Consider the following 14,604-nt stretch of genomic DNA (forward strand, 5'->3'; position numbering starts at 1 on the left):
TGCTCGACCTCTACCTTCTATCCCCCCCCCCCCCCCATATTAATCCAGATCCTGTTGGGGCAGCTCGGGTGGGTGTTGTGAGTGCTCCCGGCGGATTAACGGGGAACATCGTCTGGTTTACCGGGTTCAGGGCCGCGCGGGAGAGGATCAGCGGATCGAGGTTGCCCAGTGCCGGTTTCATTACTGAAGGAGAGGCGCCATGAGCGAGACAGATCCGGCAGCCCGTGCCTTTGAGGATCTGTGCGCCGAAATGACGGTGCTCCGGCGTAGTGTGGAAGCGCTGCCCCAGGCATGGCGGGACAACCGGCCGCCAGACTACACGCCGGACCTGGCCAGACTGGTCAAAGCCCTGAACGACGTGGGCGCGCGCATGAAGGCGATCGAGGCCAGTCCGACGCTGAAGATGACGCCGCAGGCCTATGGGCAGGGAGTACGCCAGGCAGGGCTTTCTGTCAGTCAGGACATGCAGGCCGCCTTTCATACCGCGATCCGTGCGGTTCAGGTGGAGCGGCAGCAACTGACCGACATTGTTGGGCAGGCACGTACCCAGGACCGTCAAAACTGGTGGGTGCTGAAGGTCGGGCTGGCCTGTCTGGCTGTCGGGATCGGGTTCTCGCCTATCCTGACCTACCTCCTGCCGTCATCACTGGGGACGCGGGTGGCCTCGTTCATCGTGGGTGGACAGGATCGGTGGGAATCTGGTGCGTTGATGATGGAGGCCGATAATCCCGAAAGCCTGCGGCATATGGTCCGGTCCAACCGGCTTGTGGACGCCAGTCAGGACCGGATCGCCATTTGCCAGAAAACGGCCAACGAGACGAAGGTGGACCAGCCTTGTGTCCTGACCATCCGGCCGGATGGGTCATAGCCATGAAAACGCATCCCCCGACACCATCTTAGCTGGGCGAGTGGCTGCCGGGCCTGGTGTTGATGTTTTCCACTGTGTCGGAAGATGCAGGGACAGAAAGCCCATTTTGGGCAGGGCGCAGCATCATGTGCACCATAGATGGAGTGCCGCCAGAAATGCGGCCACGGCTTCTATAAGAGCCGCCAGTCCTTTGAGGGATATTTTGGGACAATGCATCGGTGTTTCCTCCAGTTCGATTTGTGGAGGATGGCATCACGCGTTTCCGTCATAACAGGGGGGAATATTCCCCCTTCTCGATATTCAAGGCTTTTGTACCTTACCATCACAACCATCTCGGTTCTGGCTTGGTCAGAGGCCGCTGTCAGTCCGGTTTTCTGGTTAAGGAGCGAGCGAAAACAAGGATGGGTGGCCACCCGACAAAACTCTTATGCCCGTTTGTGCATGGTCTCCGGCATCGGGGCTGTTACATTCGATTTCATCAGGAAACTGAAGATATGTATTTCCCATGAAGCCGTACCGTCTTTCCAGACGTCGGCAGAGAAGGCGTAGAAGGGAATGATCTTCTCCCAAGACTGGACGATCGCCGCGTATTTCCGGCATCAGGGCTTTCGGCAAAGGCGGCCAGAGCGGCTTCGCCAGTCTCGGCGTACCGCCCGGTAGATATTCTTCAATGCCGTAGCCACGGATTTCTGATCTTTCCAGGCGACGAAATCTAGCGAATGGCGCAGCAGATGAACGATGCAGGTCTGCACAAGGGCCTCGGGAAAAACCGCACGGATGGCATCGGAGAAGCCTTTCAGTTCATCGATCACAGTCAGCAGCATATCCTCGACGCCAGCGATGCTGGAGATCGTTCATGACGCGGAGCCAGAACTTGGCGCCCTCATTCTGCACAGACCTGCCTGACGCTGAAGGTCCTGTTCGGTTTTGCGTTGCGGCAGATAACGGGGTTTGTCGAAAGTCTCCTTCGCCTAGCCGGACTTGCGTGGTCTGTGCCGAATTTTAGTACGTTGAGCCGTAGGTAGGAAACTCTGACGGACGATAGTCCGTATCGCGGTTCGGACGGTCCATTGCATCTCCTGATCGACAGCACTGTATCAAGCTCTTGGGCTCGCGTCTGACAGTACGAAATTTTAATCGTCAGGTTACGGAGATTCACATCCATGTCGCAATCCTCAATCACTCAACCCGTCGCGTAGCACCATTCACTGCCTTTACTTGGGATTATGCTCTAATGCCCTAGAAAATTTTTCTTTTATTTTATTAAAAATATAATCCTCTTTGAATGATAAATCATTGTGTATTATAGTATCTAAATTCAATTTTCCTTCAAAAAATTTAGTTACTTTCCTTTTTGATTCTTCTTTTACCGTATCATTTTTATGTGGTTCTGAATCTATAGAAGAAATTTCAGCATTTAATATTTTATATTTCAGACATTCTAGGAGAGGCATAACTATTTTTTCTTCGAGGTCATGCCCACGTATGAAACGATATACGTTATCTTTTTTCACTCCTAAATGGTCTAAATGTTCTAAATATGCATTATATTCATGTAAAAGCGAGTTATCTTCAATATATTTCAGGTATTTTTTCTTCTTTTTCTCTGAATTAATTGTTAATTCATTGATTATGCGTTCACATAATTTGTAATTCTCGTTGAGAAATTCTTCTCTTGGAATTGAAAAAAATAGAATATTATTGTAATCTTTCCCACTTTCTATAGAAATTTTCTTATTTTTTAAGTAAGCAAACATTGAAAACGATTCAAATATAATGTTTGAAATTGTTTTTAATGCTTCATTAAGATCAAAATCGATATCAATAAAATATTTTATTTTTCCAGAAATTAATTTTATTGATTTTTCGCAAAAAATAACGCTTTCAGTGCTGTACGAAAAGGTATGTATTATGAATTTGTTTTTAGATAATTTTTCTGCATATTCGCTGCTTTCGGGGCATATGTAATCAAAATCGCTATCTACTGCGACCATAACTGTTTTGTTTAGAGTATCGTATAACTTTGTTAAGGCCCCTTTACCGCGGATTTTTGTTTCAGATGCGTCCCTTCCTAAGGAATTTGTTGTTGCGATCTTGATAGTATATTTATTTTTAGCTATATCTTCTATAACTTCTGCCCAAAATCTTTTATCATTTTCATCTTCTATATATATAATACCTTTCCCATCGAAATCATATGCTGAGATATATTTAGGGTCAGTTAGATATTGAGTGAAGTTTTTCATTTATCTATTCCTTCACCTCGATATCAGATATATCTATGAATTTATCCATCCATCCGTTCATTACTATTGCGGGACTGTGTGTAACAATGATAATTTGGCTTTCTGGGTTTACATACCTAATTTCAGATATAAGTTTTTCTTGCCAACTTAAATGAAGAGATATCTCCGGCTCATCCATCAATATAATTGAACCGTCAAAAAAAGAATTAGCAACCTTTAAAAAAATATATATAACTTGACGCTCTCCTGAAGAGAGGTCTCTTAGTGCTATTTTAGAGGATCTGGATTTTTTTATAGAAATATCTTCTTTTATCTCTATAGATTTCCCACATTCTTTAAAAAAAGAATTTATTGCTTTGGATAGCCTTGATTCTACAGAAATATAACGTTCATCGGTTTTGTACCCATTAAATATTAAAATTTCTTTTTGAATCTCCATATCTAGTATGGTTTTTGTGACGCCATCGCTTCCTTTTATTTCATTTATGGAATTTGCATTCATATTTATTGTTGATACATACTGTGTTTTTATATCTGATATTTTGCTTAAAATTTTGCCCTTGTGAAATTTTACCCCGCCTATTTTGGCGGTTATGATATGGTTTTTCTTATCTGAATTTTTCTGAGATAAAAAATTTCTCAAAGATTCTATTTTTTCTATTTGATTTATTTTTTGTTCCTTACTCAACCCCTCTTTAATCAGGCTTATAAAATGCTCTAAATCTGATTGTTTAATTATTTCTTCTTTAGACTCAATAAATGAATTGTCTGTAAAAGTAATTTTAGAGGATGACGCTTTGCTTATATTTTCTGCACCATCTTTGTGTGACATTTCTTTTATTATGTTTAAAATAGTAGATTTTCCAGCCCCATTCTTCCCAACAAGGACATTAATATCTTGTAAATTCCAATAAATATTTTTTCTTTCAAAAAGATTTTTAATACTTATATTTTTAATGTATGCTTTCACTTGCTGGCCTATTTTTATATTTCAGATGAGATTTTACAATATAATATAATATTCCTGAAAACTCAACATAGAGGGTTTGGAAAACCTTTAATTTTGAGATTTTATCCGTGCTTCCATTCCTCCTGCGTTGATTGGGGGGATGCCTCATGAAGCAGTCCGGTCATCTTTGATGTCGAAGAGCGGCTGAGTCGTCTGTCTTCTTTTCGGGCATCTGCCTCGCTGCAACCGTCATGTTCTGGTTATGAGTCCTGATCCTAGTGATGGCGTCAGATTACGCGAGGGGCTGCTGGAAAAACCAATATGGTCTCAACAGTCTGGGCAGACACAGCCTATCGTTCCAAAGTCAACGAAGATTTCATAGGAAAGCAGGGCTTTGTCTCGAAAGTCCACAGGAATAAAGCCTCATCTCAAGCCTATGCCCCAGCATATCCAGAAATCGAATGTCGGAAAGTCCGTTGTCCGGTCGCGTATCGAGCATGTCTTTGCTGATCAGAGAAGTCACAGACCGGACTGTTCGTCCGCACCGTAGGCATAGCGCGAGCCATCATGATGAGGACCGGCCTAGGGCCTGTTAGGCCTTGATATAGTCTGCTGTAGCCGCGATGAGGATGACGGGGAGGAAAGATGCGGCGGTCTTCTCATATCGGGTCGCGACAGCCCGCCACTCCTTGAGCCTTGCCCACAGGTTTTCGACCAGGTGTCGGTGTCTGTAAGCCTATTTGGGACAGGCGACTTCTGGGTCATTCTTCCTTGGCGGGATGACAGGACGAGATCCCTGGTCCCAGAGATATTCACGGAATTTATGCGAGGCATATCCGCGATCACAGACGACATAGGTCGGTGGATGTGGCAGGTCGTCGAGCAGGACATAAGCGGATGGCAGTTCATGTGTCTGTCCGGGCGACAGTGTGAAGGACAATGCCTTGCCATGTCCATCCGCCGCTACGCAGACCTTGGTGCCAAAGCCTCCACGTGAGCGGCCTGGCGCCTCACGATCTCTGTGGCGTTCACTGTATCCCCTTTTTGGACGGCCCCGGCCGCCTTGTGATGAGCACGGATCGTCGTGCCATCGAGAAAGACCATACCTAATTCCGGGGCCGCGCCTCTTACCTTTTCAAAGAGACGCTGCCACACCCCAAGCTTCGACCAGCGAATGAACAACTGTGCGGCAATCCACCAAGGCCCAAACTCAGATGGCAGGGCGCGCCACTTCGCGCCGTTCTGATGGCGCCAGAAAATTGCGGAGATCGTCCGTCGAAGGTTCTTCGGTGGGGTCTTCCCCTTTGGACGGACTTCTTCGATCAAAGGCTCCCAGACGGACCAGGCGGCATCAGAAAAGACAGACTGCATCATGCTCATCATAAACAGCTATGCAGTTCGTTCTGTCATTCAAGGCCTGACAGGCCCTAGCCAATATCGTCTGTAATATGTGTCGCTGTCTGTTCCTAGACAGGATTAAAGCCGCCGCGTAGCAATCCAGCGGATGATTTTTCTCGGTCTGCTCAAAACGCAGGTTGAAAGTCACTCCGGGAGCCATCAATCAGCGCGCCAAAACTCGGAAATCAGGAGAAAGGCGCATCAATCAACGCTTCTTCGATCCCTCCATTTTGATGATTTGTCCTGAGAAGATCGTCAAGGATTTTGTGGTCCACGATGCTATATTGAACCAATTAAGCTATAGTCATATTGGGACAAGCCAGAGCCACGGTGTATCAAGGGTTGCATGGTGGTTTTTCCGGGAGGGTTCAAATGGGACAGCGTGCAGTCATCTATTGCCGGGTTTCCACGGCCGATCAGTCCTGCGCGCGCCAGAAGGATGAGCTGAAGCGGTTTGCTGAACGCGCGGGCTATGAAGTGCTGGATGTTTTCATGGAGACCGGCTCTGGCGTCCGAGTGGATCGGGCCGAGCGTCGAAAGGTCATGGCACTGGCCCAGGCCCGTGAAATTGACGCCATCTTGGTGACGGAGCTGTCCCGCTGGGGGCGATCGACCATTGATCTCATCTCCACGCTTCAGGAACTGGAGAGCTATCGTGTTTCCCTGATCGCCATAACGGGGATGACGTTCGACCTGGCGACACCACATGGACGAATGCTGGCGACGGTTCTGGCTGGGATCGCTGAGTTCGAACGGGATCTGATTAGCGAGCGCGTGAAGTCTGGTCTGGCTGCTGCCAGGGCACGCGGGAAGGTTCTCGGCCGACAGAAAGGAGAGCGGCCGAAGTCTGACCGTTTGGCTCCGAAGGTTCTGGCGCTGGTGGCTGAAAAGCGGAGTTATCGGTGGATCGCCCGCGAGCTGGGAATCAGCAAGAACACTGTTGCTGCCATTGTGCAGAGAGATAAGGTGAGGCCTTCTCTTCCCTTGTAGAAAGTGTATACAGGTATAAGATTATACGTGTAGGGGTGTAGCATGAAGGTTCTTGCTGTTCTTTCGCAGAAGGGCGGTGTCGGAAAAACGACGCTTGCAACCTGTCTCGCTGTCGCGGCTGAGCAAGCGGGTAAGGTTGTTGCTATTATTGATTTGGACCCACAGGCGACAGCCTCTTTCTGGAAAGACGTACGCCAGCTCGATACACCGGCTGTGGCTTCAATTCAGCCGATACGTTTGCCTGCAATGCTCAAAGCCTGCGCGGATGCGGGTACTGATCTTGTGATTATCGACGGAGCTGCTGTTGCGCGTGATGTAGCTTATGAAGCAGCGCGGCATGCTGACTTCGTTCTCATTCCGACGAAGACGGCCGTGTTCGATACAATGAGTATGACACATACATTGGATGTGGTTCGTCAGCTCGATAAAGCGTTCGCTGTCGTTTTAACTTTTGTGCCCCCCCAGGGGCAGGAGACAGGGGATGCCATTAAGGCCGTGACCGAATTGGGGGCAACGGTCTGTCCGGTGACAGTAGGAAACCGCAAGGCATTTTTCCGTGCACAGGCGGCGGGACAGGCTGTGCAGGAATTCGAAGCACATGGGCCAGCAGCAAACGAAATTAAGCGTTTATACGAGTATACAGATATACAATTATACAAAAATCGGGAGGTAGTGTGATGGCAAAAAGCAATACGCTACAAGCGATGCTTGATCGCGCCAAAGGTAGTGGTGAGGCAATGCCAGCCCCTTCCCCGAAGCCAGATATATCATCCCGTAAACCTACGCTGAATGGTCGTAAGGGGACCAAGTTGATCGGTGGGCACTTTTCTCCTGAAGTCAGCACCCAGCTTCGTATTATAGCGGCCGAAGAGGGAACGACGGTTCAGAGTTTGCTTGGAGAAGCACTGGACGATCTGTTTGTGAAGAAAGGACGAAGCAGGATCGTTAGCGGATAAGTATATATTTATACACGTATACAATTATACACGTAGGCTGTGTCTAGCGTATAGGGTTGCGTTTGTGTCGGTTGCGGCAGAATCCGACAAATGCGGCGCTGGGGTTTTGCAACTCTGGTTGTCCGCTATCATTCCACCATGACACCCATTCATCATAGAGTGCGTAGACATCATATCCTGGAGCAACTCCTCTAGCATCATGGAAACCCTCGGGATCGACAAATGGTTTCTGGAGCTTTGGCTCTATTACCTTGACGGTGTTCATCGTTTCCCGATTGCGGAAAGTAACAGTGTTGCTGTTTATTTCGACAGCATAATCAGGCAAGTGGTTATTGACTGCCAAGTCACGGAGCATTGAGCGAAATACGCGAATATGGCTGCTGGCCCCCGTTTTTTTCTGTAAAATTTCTATAGAAACAACCCATTTTTCCTGAGCACCACAATGCTTGCGTGCAAGTTCGTATATTCTCCGTTCAAGTGGTTTGCGTAAACGGAAATAATCGCGATGTAATGTCAGTACACTTCGGCCTTCGATCATTCTGAATAGCCATTCGGACAGCGTTACCTTAATTTCTGACATTTGTCCGGAATTGGTCTTACGGACAATTCGCCATTCATTGATAAGGCCAAAGCCTTCGGTGATTTCTTCTCCATCAGCTTTGATGTTGGTGGTGATCCGTGTGCCTGCTAAGCGCTCAAACGCGCTCCGAAGCCGCTTATAGCCATCACCATCGGTTTGACGGTTGGTCCACACCAATAAATCGCGTGCGGTAAGGTGAAGAGTTCGATTTGGCTGCTCACCTTGATTCATTTTCGCGATAAGCTGCGAAATGCAATAGATAAGGATATCCTTGTCATGGATCGTCGCGAGCCCTTTGACGCTCGGAACGATCTCAACTGTATTGCCATTGTGCTCGTATCGGAAAATGCGTCGATCAGGTTTAGTGGCAAGCGAGAAAATTGGATGTTCCATCGAGGCCATATCATCTTTTGGGATGGCATCAAGGACATCACAAATAAAAAGATCTGGTGTCGGATATCGTTCCGGAAGTAGAACTGAACGTCCATCAATGTTCGGGGTTTCACTGACGGTAAGTGTCAGTTCGGGGTTTCGTTGACGGGTTGCTTTGATTCGGGGTTTCATTGACGATCAGTTTAGGTTCGGGGTTTCATTGACGCAAGAGCTAGATTCGGGGTTTCGTTGACGCAGATTCGGGGTTCTGGAGTCACTAGATTCGGGGTTTCGTTGACGCAAGCGGCCCCAAAATCCTGTTTTTATATTTTATTTTCAGTCAGTTACGTGTTTGTGGAAAACCCTTAACACTACTATTAACACATAAATTAACACTCTAAGGCTGTGGATAACTTTTCATTCTCTGCAATCTTTCGCCAAATTGCCTTCAAGCACCGCCTCTTGGGGGCTACGCCCCCGCCGGCTCACGGCCTACGGCCGCCCCGATCGCGCATAGCGCGATCTCCCACCCGGCATCCCCCTGCTCGCCCTTTCAGGGCTGCGCTAAACGGACACGCCTACGGCGCGAAATCATAATCTGACGATGCGTTCCCGCATCGTCTCTCCACCAGCACCTTCCTCTCCCGCGTCGGCGCCTTCGGCACCCTACGGGGCTCCCGCTCCGCGCTCGCCCGACGCCTGCAACACCAGAAGAACCGGGCAAGACCGTAATCTGCTCAAGACGCACTGGGGTTCAGGCGATCACTCAGCAGCTCACGCGTTGCAACATGCCTGCAAGACGCCACAGGATGGCCGTACAGGCGTTACCGTGTGTGAAAGCTAGTTTTATGGGACGATAACGGGAATTGCGCTTCGTGTGGCCTCTCAGGACACTCACCGCAATCATGGATGCACGCCAGCGCGGAGAGATCACAGCCGATGAAATGATCGCCCAGATCCAACAGGCAGGTTCCTGAGCATCCGCACCAGTGGTGCAATGGTGTATGAAGAGCCGTTACTTATGGGTAGGCGCAAGGGTAGCCGTAGGGTCGTGAAACAGTCGTTCCATCAATGCATCAGGGACAGTCGTGACCAATGCATGCTTCGTCACCTTCCTGCGGTGTGCGAGAACGTCACTCTCATTGCCCGGGTTGTGGCAGGGGGAGCGGGTTATCCGTGCCGAGGCTGGCGGCCCATGCCTTCATGGCTCCTGCACTGATCACTAACCCGGCCTCTACCTGGGCGAGGGACTGACGTGTGGCTTCGTCCTTCCAGGTTTCCCAGTCGTTGCGATCGGTATGATCCGTCTTCATGTCCTGTTTCTCCCGGTCTGGACCTTCAGGCCAGTTTCGGCCTGCGTCCGCGTTTCTTCTCTGGCAGGCGTGTGACCGGAACTTCAGCTTCCGATACGTCCGAAGGTTCCGGTGTCGCCTTGACGGTCCGCCCCAGTCCGATCTCCTGTGCCAGGACAGAGCGTCGGGCTGCATAGGCGGGGGCCACCATCGGGTAGCTTTCAGGTAGGCTCCATTTCTCCCGATACTGTTTTGGCGTCATGCCATAGGCGGACTGGAGATGACGCTTGAGCATTTTCAGCTTCTTCCCATCCTCCAAACAGACAATGTAATCCGGAAATACCGATTTCTTCACAGGTACGGCCGGCACCAGAGCCGGTGTTTCGGTCGTCGCCCGTCCCAGATTTCCAAGCGCCTGAAACACCGTGGCGATGAGGCCTGGCAGGGTATCCGACGGAACCGTGTGACTGCTGACATAGGCTGCGACAATCCGGGTCGTAAGCTCTCGCAATGTGTCAGCTTCAGATGATCGTATCTCGTGGTCAGTCATGGTCACGTCTGCCTGTTGTCCTGTCATGTTCCCGATCCCTGTCGAAGGCATGAAGCCCCGCGCGCCTCCAGCGTGCTTTCAGGTCGTCTGGAGTGGTATCATTGCCACCCTGAAGCTGTCCCGCAATATCCAGGAACGCCCCGAGCAGGGTGGCGCGGTCATCATCGGTCAGATTGACCAGACCCGCCTTTTGTACCAGCCCGCCCAGTTCGATCAGATGATGGGTACGTTCGCGTCGCGCCTTCGCCCAGTCGCGCATGTCGGTCCGTGCCTTTCGTGCCTGCTGGCGATGGATCAGGGCCACCTGCTTCCTGATCCGTCTTTCAAGCGCCTGCAGATCCGTTCTGATCGTTTCCGGTTCCTTTCCGGCCGCCCTTTTTTGCGCCGACCTGAAAGAACGCCGTCCCCCGTTCGGTCCACCTCGCGGCGGCTTCTGGTTTGCCGTCCGCCTGTTCGACAGCCGCAAGCAGTACCCCGGCCAGCGCCTCGATCGACAGGGTATCGGCTCCCGTCGCCTCGACCAGTTCGCCGAGCTGGATGGTCCGTTGCGCCTTAAGCTGCTTCGCCTTTTCCTGAAGCGCCTTCAGTTCCGCATCAATGTCCCGTGGCCTGCGCATTTCTGGTCTCCTGTCCTGCTGATCTGTGTCATACTCTACTACACAGGCGAGAACCGCGTCACTCATCCAGAGCAATCAACCTCTTTTGGCGCAGTAAAATGTGAGTGCGCGCTTATACGTCACTTCGTGACGTGCGCTTAAGTGGTGTGATAGGATCGCGTCTATGGCGATCTATCACCTGCATGCAAAGGTCATCAGCCGCGCCACCGGTCGGAGTGCCGTGGCAGCGGCGGCCTATCGTGCAGCGTCCCGCCTGCATGATGTGCGGCTGGATCGCGACCATGACTTTTCCAACAAGAGCGGCGTGGTGCATTCCGAGATCCTGCTGCCCGACGGCGCGCCGGAACGGTTTCTCGATCGTGCGACTCTATGGAACGAGGTCGAGGCGATCGAGAAGCGCAAGGATGCCCAGCTTGCCCGCGAAGTGGAGTTTTCAATCCCGCGCGAAATGACCCAGGCACAGGGGATCGCGCTGGCACGGGATTTCGTGCGGGAGCAGTTCGTGGAACGCGGCATGGTGGCTGATCTCAATGTGCATTGGGATATTGGCGAAGACGGACAGGCGAAGCCCCATGCCCATGTGATGCTGTCCACGCGTTCAGTGGACGAGAACGGGTTTGGTGCGAAAGAACGCTCGTGGAATGACAAAAATCTGTTGCTGACATGGCGGGAGCGATGGGCGTCGCTTGTTAATGAACGGCTGGCCGAGCTGGATCTGGATGTGCGGATCGATCATCGGTCGTTCGCCGCACAGGGGATCGACCTTGAGCCACAGAACAAGATCGGTCCGGCCGGGATGCGTCGGGAAGAGCGGGGCGAGGGCGCGGAACGGGTTACCGACCATCTGGAAATCGCGCGGCGTAATGGGGAAAGGTTGCTGGCCGAGCCGCATGTGGCGCTGGAGGCGCTGACCCGACAGCAGAGCACGTTCACCCGTCAGGACCTGGCGCGGTTCGTGGACCGGCATACGGCGGATGCCGCGCAGTTCAGTGCTGTCATGGTTCGGGTGGAGGCGTGTCCGGAGCTGGTCGCCCTCGGGAAAGACGGACAGGGGCGGGAGCGGTTTTCCACGCGCGCTATGATTGGGGTCGAGCAGCGTCTGGAAGAGGCATCGCTCGCGATGGGGCAGTCCCAGGGTCATGCGGTGCCGCTGGCGGTGCGTCGGACGGCGATGGCGCGGGACGGGCTTGGGGACGAGCAGGCGCTGGCGGTGGGCGAGGTCACCAAGTCCCGCGACCTGTCCGTGGTGGTCGGCTATGCGGGGACGGGGAAGAGCACCATGCTGGGTGTCGCCCGTGCGGCATGGGAAGAGGCCGGGTATCGGGTGCGCGGGGCGGCGCTGTCGGGGATCGCGGCGGAAGGGCTGGAAGCGGGGTCCGGGATCGAAAGCCGGACGCTGGCCTCCCTGGAGCGTGCGTGGGAACGTGGGTTCGACCTGCTGGAGCGCGGGGACGTGCTGGTGGTGGACGAAGCCGGCATGGTGGGGTCACGGCAGATGGAGCGGGTGCTGTCGGCCGCGCGCGGGGCTGGGGCCAAGGTGGTGCTGGTGGGCGATCCCGAGCAGTTGCAGGCGATCGAGGCCGGCGGGGCATTTCGGGCGGTGGCCGAGCGGGTCGGGTCGGTGGAAATCACGACGGTGCGCCGGCAGCGTGAAGACTGGCAGCAGGCGGCCACGAAGGAGCTTGCGACGGGGCGGACGGGTGAGGCGCTGGGACGCTATGAGGCGGCCGGCCTGGTACGCGGGCATGACACGCTGGAAGAGGCGCGGGCCGGGGTGGTGGCCGGGTGGGATGAAGCCCGTCAGGCCGCGCCAGAGGACAGTCAGATCATGCTGGCGCACCGGCGTGTCGATGTGCGGGCACTGAACGAGGCGGCGCGGGAGATCCGCAGGGACGAGGGTGAGCTGGGTGACGACGTGCTGGTGCCGACCGCCCAGGGCGAGCGGATGTTTGCCGACGGGGAGCGGGTCTACTTCCTGCGCAATGACCGGGAGCTGGGGGTAAAGAACGGCACGCTGGGCACGGTGCGGGGCATCGAGGGATCGGCCGAGGCCGGGGATCTCGTGCTGTCGGTGCAGCTCGACGGGAAGGAGGGTGTCGGGCGTGGCCGGGTCGTGTCCGTGTCGGTGGCGGATTATGACGCGCTGGATCATGGCTATGCGGCCACCATCCACAAATCGCAGGGTGTGACGGTGGACCGGGCGCATGTGCTGGCGACGGGGAGCATGGACCGGCACGGGGCCTATGTGGCGCTGTCACGGCACCGGGAGAGCGTGTCCGTTCATTGGGGCCGGGATGACGTGGGCGACCGGGACGGCCTGGTGCGGCGGCTGTCGCGCGAGCGGCTGAAGGATACCACGCTGGATTACCCGCAGGCCCGGGATCGGGATGTCGGGTTCGCGCGGCGGCGCGGGCTGCATGTCCCCGAGAGCGAGATCGTGGTGGAGCGCGGCAAGGCTGCCTCTGGCCCCCGGAAGGACAGGCAGGCCGAAGTTGTCCGTACGCCAGATCCGGCACCAGCGCAGCGGAAGCGCGGGATGTTCGACGGGCTGGATCTGTCCGTGCGGGGGCGTGGCCGGACGGCGGAAAAAGACGTGTCGGCCGGGATGGATGCCGGGACCGGGAAGGGGAAAAGTGGGATTGAGCGTGAGACTCCCGCCTCTCCCTTTGCCGGGTTGCGGCTGCCGCGTGTGCAGCGCGCGCAGGTGCCGGCCGGGTTGGGTGGGTTTGTACCGGGTGGTGATCCGCTCCACCAGGCGGTGGAGCAGTATGCGCGGGCGGTGCGGGACATCGGGCGCATGGTGGAGCAGGACCTGCCGGTGCTGGAGCACCAGAAGAAGGCATGGCTTGACGCCAGTACGGCCTTGGAACGGCTACGGCCCGGGGCAGTGATCGCTCTGGAAACCGCCGTGAAGCATGAGCCGGAGATCCGGCAGGCCCTGTACGGGCTGGAAGGGCCGGCACGGGCGCGCAGGCTGGTCGAGGGGCTGGAGCACGAGGACAGGGTGCTGAAGAGTCCGGAATTGCGGGCCGCGCGGTTCGTGAAGGCGTGGGACGGGCTGAGCCGCGAGCAGCAGGGTGTGGCGCTCAAGGAATTGAAGCGGGACGCGCCGCTTGAGTCCCTCCTGCGGCGGAAGGGGCATGAACTGGGCGTCCGGAAGGGATCGACGCTCGATCATGGATTGCAGCCGCAGCGCACGCGTTCGCTGTCGCGCTCCAGGGGGCGGGATATGGATATGGGGATGTAAAACAGGAGACGTACAGAAAACTGTACGTTATGGTGGGTTTGGAGGACCGATCATGACCTGTGTTTCCTATACCGACCTGCGCCAGAACCTGGCGCATTATCTGGATGAAGCCGTGAACAGCCGCGCGCCGATTGTCGTGACCCGTAAGACCGGGAAAGGCAGTGTCGTGCTGATGTCAGAAGAAGAATTCTCTGGCTGGCAGGAAACCGTGCATCTCCTGAGCAGCCCACGCAACGCGGAGAGGCTGTTGCGGAGCATTCGTGACATCGAGCACGGGGCGGCGACCGAGCGTGATCTTCTGGAGCCGCAGGGTAAGCCGTCGGTGTGAAGGTCATTTTTCATGAAGATGGCTGGGAGGATTATCTTTCCTGGTTCCAGTCAGATCATGCTGTTCTTGGGAAGGTTAATGCCCTGATCGAGGATGTAAGGCGGCATCCGTTTCAGGGGCTGGGCAAGCCAGAACCACTGAAGGGGCAGCTTTCCGGGTGGTGGTCCCGGCGGATTACGGGGGAACATCGTCTGGTTTACCGGGTTCAGGG

Annotated in this window: 14 protein-coding genes and 5 pseudogenes; 10 read left to right on the plus strand and 9 right to left on the minus strand. The window is 53.9% G+C overall.

Going from position 1 to position 14,604, the window contains the following annotated elements; genetic code table 11:
• Window positions 1-85: 85 nt before the first annotated feature.
• Together FYB92_RS15360 and FYB92_RS15365 are read left to right on the plus strand one after the other, a co-directional pair.
• Window positions 86-187, plus strand: a pseudogene (locus FYB92_RS15360) (type II toxin-antitoxin system YoeB family toxin); the annotation flags it as partial.
• 12 nt (window positions 188-199) lie between these two features.
• Window positions 200-868 (plus strand): DUF6118 family protein, encoded by a 669-nt coding sequence (locus FYB92_RS15365; protein WP_332829036.1) that lies wholly within the window; start codon window positions 200-202, stop codon window positions 866-868.
• 527 nt (window positions 869-1,395) lie between these two features.
• Here FYB92_RS15365 and FYB92_RS15370 read toward each other — a convergent pair.
• Window positions 1,396-1,759: pseudogene (locus FYB92_RS15370) on the minus strand (transposase); the annotation flags it as partial.
• Window positions 1,760-1,761: 2 nt separating this feature from the next.
• Here FYB92_RS15370 and FYB92_RS15375 point away from each other — a divergent pair.
• A pseudogene (locus tag FYB92_RS15375) lies at window positions 1,762-1,962 on the plus strand (transposase); the annotation flags it as partial.
• A gap of 120 nt (window positions 1,963-2,082) precedes the next feature.
• Here the strand turns inward: FYB92_RS15375 and FYB92_RS15380 are convergent.
• Both FYB92_RS15380 and FYB92_RS15385 read right to left on the minus strand, forming a co-directional pair.
• Window positions 2,083-3,114: a DUF4435 domain-containing protein gene (locus tag FYB92_RS15380; protein ID WP_332829037.1), complete on the minus strand. Its 1,032-nt coding sequence runs from the start codon at window positions 3,112-3,114 to the stop codon at window positions 2,083-2,085.
• 4 nt (window positions 3,115-3,118) lie between these two features.
• Window positions 3,119-4,084 (minus strand): AAA family ATPase, encoded by a 966-nt coding sequence (locus FYB92_RS15385; protein ID WP_332829038.1) that lies wholly within the window; start codon window positions 4,082-4,084, stop codon window positions 3,119-3,121.
• 256 nt (window positions 4,085-4,340) lie between these two features.
• Between FYB92_RS15385 and FYB92_RS15390 the strand changes: the two are divergent.
• Window positions 4,341-4,666: pseudogene (locus tag FYB92_RS15390) on the plus strand (IS5/IS1182 family transposase); the annotation flags it as partial.
• Here FYB92_RS15390 and FYB92_RS15395 read toward each other — a convergent pair.
• Window positions 4,656-5,434: pseudogene (locus FYB92_RS15395) on the minus strand (IS5 family transposase). The pseudogenes FYB92_RS15390 and FYB92_RS15395 overlap by 11 nt on opposite strands.
• Before the next feature lie 399 nt (window positions 5,435-5,833).
• On the opposite strand from FYB92_RS15395, the gene FYB92_RS15400 reads away from it, so the two are divergent.
• Genes FYB92_RS15400 through FYB92_RS15410 form a run of 3 tightly spaced genes read left to right on the plus strand, consistent with a single transcriptional unit; the run spans window position 5,834 to window position 7,407 of the window.
• Complete coding sequence (locus FYB92_RS15400) at window positions 5,834-6,451, plus strand: recombinase family protein (protein ID WP_332829039.1); 618 nt, start codon at window positions 5,834-5,836, stop codon at window positions 6,449-6,451.
• A 42-nt stretch (window positions 6,452-6,493) separates the two neighbouring features.
• Complete coding sequence (locus FYB92_RS15405) at window positions 6,494-7,129, plus strand: AAA family ATPase (RefSeq protein ID WP_010511349.1); 636 nt, start codon at window positions 6,494-6,496, stop codon at window positions 7,127-7,129.
• A complete protein-coding gene (locus FYB92_RS15410) occupies window positions 7,129-7,407 on the plus strand; it encodes a ribbon-helix-helix domain-containing protein (protein WP_231290084.1) in 279 nt (92 codons plus the stop codon). Before FYB92_RS15405 ends, FYB92_RS15410 begins: the two co-directional genes overlap by 1 nt.
• Before the next feature lie 43 nt (window positions 7,408-7,450).
• On the opposite strand, the gene FYB92_RS15415 is transcribed toward FYB92_RS15410, so the two are convergent.
• The 5 genes from FYB92_RS15415 to FYB92_RS15435 all read right to left on the minus strand — a co-directional run bounded on the left by FYB92_RS15415 (window position 7,451) and on the right by FYB92_RS15435 (window position 10,884).
• Window positions 7,451-8,551: a replication initiator protein A gene (locus tag FYB92_RS15415; protein WP_332829040.1), complete on the minus strand. Its 1,101-nt coding sequence runs from the start codon at window positions 8,549-8,551 to the stop codon at window positions 7,451-7,453.
• Window positions 8,552-9,498: 947 nt separating this feature from the next.
• Window positions 9,499-9,672 carry a hypothetical protein gene (locus FYB92_RS15420; protein ID WP_332829041.1) on the minus strand — a complete coding sequence of 58 codons (174 nt, stop codon included), beginning with the start codon at window positions 9,670-9,672 and terminating at the stop codon, window positions 9,499-9,501.
• A gap of 25 nt (window positions 9,673-9,697) precedes the next feature.
• Window positions 9,698-10,201 carry a MucR family transcriptional regulator gene (locus FYB92_RS15425; protein WP_332829042.1) on the minus strand — a complete coding sequence of 168 codons (504 nt, stop codon included), beginning with the start codon at window positions 10,199-10,201 and terminating at the stop codon, window positions 9,698-9,700.
• Complete coding sequence (locus FYB92_RS15430; RefSeq protein ID WP_332829047.1) at window positions 10,194-10,460, minus strand: conjugal transfer protein TraD; 267 nt, start codon at window positions 10,458-10,460, stop codon at window positions 10,194-10,196. The genes FYB92_RS15425 and FYB92_RS15430 overlap by 8 nt, the downstream gene beginning before the upstream one ends.
• A 64-nt stretch (window positions 10,461-10,524) precedes the next feature.
• The gene (locus FYB92_RS15435) at window positions 10,525-10,884 is read right to left on the minus strand and encodes a conjugal transfer protein TraD (RefSeq protein WP_332829043.1); all 360 of its coding nucleotides are present in this window, start codon (window positions 10,882-10,884) and stop codon (window positions 10,525-10,527) included.
• Window positions 10,885-10,981: 97 nt separating this feature from the next.
• Here FYB92_RS15435 and traA point away from each other — a divergent pair, with 97 nt between their 5' ends.
• The 3 genes from traA to FYB92_RS15450 all read left to right on the plus strand — a co-directional run.
• On the plus strand, window positions 10,982-14,065 hold the full coding sequence (gene traA / locus FYB92_RS15440) for a Ti-type conjugative transfer relaxase TraA (RefSeq protein WP_332829044.1): 3,084 nt from the start codon (window positions 10,982-10,984) through the stop codon (window positions 14,063-14,065).
• A 52-nt stretch (window positions 14,066-14,117) separates the two neighbouring features.
• Window positions 14,118-14,393: a type II toxin-antitoxin system prevent-host-death family antitoxin gene (locus FYB92_RS15445; RefSeq protein WP_332829045.1), complete on the plus strand. Its 276-nt coding sequence runs from the start codon at window positions 14,118-14,120 to the stop codon at window positions 14,391-14,393.
• On the plus strand, window positions 14,390-14,604 hold a 215-nt coding region (locus FYB92_RS15450; RefSeq protein WP_332829046.1), incomplete at its 3' end, for a Txe/YoeB family addiction module toxin. The genes FYB92_RS15445 and FYB92_RS15450, both read left to right, overlap by 4 nt.

Source organism: Novacetimonas sp. GS1, assembly GCF_036686925.1.
Lineage (GTDB): Bacteria > Pseudomonadota > Alphaproteobacteria > Acetobacterales > Acetobacteraceae > Novacetimonas > Novacetimonas hansenii.

Coding starts and splice junctions, on each gene's coding strand:
- FYB92_RS15365 (WP_332829036.1), top strand. CDS start 200: ATGAGCGAGACAGATCCGGCAGCCCGTGCCTTTGAGGATCTGTGCGCC.
- FYB92_RS15380 (WP_332829037.1), bottom strand. CDS start 3,114: ATGAAAAACTTCACTCAATATCTAACTGACCCTAAATATATCTCAGCA.
- FYB92_RS15400 (WP_332829039.1), top strand. CDS start 5,834: ATGGGACAGCGTGCAGTCATCTATTGCCGGGTTTCCACGGCCGATCAG.
- FYB92_RS15405 (WP_010511349.1), top strand. CDS start 6,494: ATGAAGGTTCTTGCTGTTCTTTCGCAGAAGGGCGGTGTCGGAAAAACG.
- FYB92_RS15410 (WP_231290084.1), top strand. CDS start 7,129: ATGGCAAAAAGCAATACGCTACAAGCGATGCTTGATCGCGCCAAAGGT.
- FYB92_RS15415 (WP_332829040.1), bottom strand. CDS start 8,551: ATGAAACCCCGAATCAAAGCAACCCGTCAACGAAACCCCGAACTGACA.
- FYB92_RS15420 (WP_332829041.1), bottom strand. CDS start 9,672: ATGAAGACGGATCATACCGATCGCAACGACTGGGAAACCTGGAAGGAC.
- FYB92_RS15425 (WP_332829042.1), bottom strand. CDS start 10,201: ATGACTGACCACGAGATACGATCATCTGAAGCTGACACATTGCGAGAG.
- FYB92_RS15430 (WP_332829047.1), bottom strand. CDS start 10,460: ATGCGCGACTGGGCGAAGGCGCGACGCGAACGTACCCATCATCTGATC.
- FYB92_RS15435 (WP_332829043.1), bottom strand. CDS start 10,884: ATGAGTGACGCGGTTCTCGCCTGTGTAGTAGAGTATGACACAGATCAG.
- traA (WP_332829044.1), top strand. CDS start 10,982: ATGGCGATCTATCACCTGCATGCAAAGGTCATCAGCCGCGCCACCGGT.
- FYB92_RS15445 (WP_332829045.1), top strand. CDS start 14,118: ATGACCTGTGTTTCCTATACCGACCTGCGCCAGAACCTGGCGCATTAT.